The sequence below is a fragment of the Nostoc sp. T09 genome (assembly GCF_002154695.1).
In the GTDB taxonomy this organism is placed as follows: domain Bacteria; phylum Cyanobacteriota; class Cyanobacteriia; order Cyanobacteriales; family Nostocaceae; genus Aulosira.
Genome location: NZ_MTAV01000218.1, coordinates 1 through 1125, shown reverse-complemented (window position 1 = coordinate 1125; position 1125 = coordinate 1). Strand labels below are relative to the sequence as shown.

1 pseudogene is annotated in these 1125 nt (G+C 49.2%); it reads left to right on the top strand.

Annotated elements, in window-relative coordinates:
• Window positions 1–1125: pseudogene (locus BV372_RS36865) on the top strand (hypothetical protein); the annotation flags it as partial.

Below are 1125 nucleotides of genomic sequence, written 5' to 3'. Positions count from 1 at the left end.
TGGTACGCCTACCTATCGGTTACATGACTTATTCCATGATTTAGCCTGTAATTTGTTAACTGCTGCGCCACAGCCAAAGCGGACAGGAGATTTGCCAGGGTTAGGTTTAAATCTTGCTGATGCTCACGCTGCTTTTTTGGAGAAATATCGGCAGAAAACCCAGAATAATTTATGGCATACCTTGCCGAATGATGGTTACATTCATCAGCATTTAGTTTGGCATTTGGAGAAGGCTGGACGCTTTGAAGAGATTCACTCTTTATTGCGAGAGGAGTCGGCGAGTGGGAATAATGGCTGGTATGAGGTGCGGGAAAAGTTGGGACAACTTGGGGGTTACATCACAGATATTTCTCGTGCTTGGGAATTAGCAGAGGCGAATTGGGATGAGTCAACATTGCCCCAAGTGGTGAGTTTGCAGTGTCGCTATGCTTTGATTACAGCATCGCTTAATAGTTTGGCAGCTAATGTACCTGTGGAACTGCTGATTGCGTTAGTCAAAAATAATCTGTGGACTGCTGAACAAGGGCTAGCTTACGCTTTGCAAAACCCAGATTTAAGTAAGAAAGTAGAAGCCCTTGCACAACTAGTCCAGTATTTGCCACCAAATTTAGAAAAACTAGCACTTTCCGAAGCACTCTGCGCCGCCAGGGCTATTCAGTCTGAGTCAGATCGCGCCTTAGCCCTCAGTGCCTTAGCCAACAAACTGCCACCACAGTTGTTGCCAGAAGCACTCACCGCCGCTAGGGCGATTCAGAATGGGAGATATCGCGCCGATGTCCTCAGAGCCTTAGCCAACAAACTGCCAGAGTTGTTGCCAGAAGCACTCACCGCCGCCAGGGAAATTCGGTCTGAGTCAGATCGCGCCTTAGCCCTCAGAGCCTTAGCCAATAAACTGCCACTAGAGTTGTTGCCAGAAGCACTCACCGCCGTCAGGGCTATTCAGGATGAGGAATGTCGCGCCGTTGCCCTCATTACCTTAGCCGACAAACTGCCACAAGTATTACCAGAAGCACTTACCGCCGCTAGGGCTATTGAGAATAAGTATTCTCGCGCCTCTGCCCTCAGTGCCTTAGCCGACAAACTGCCACAAGTATTGCCAGAAGCACTCACCGCCGCCAGGGCTAT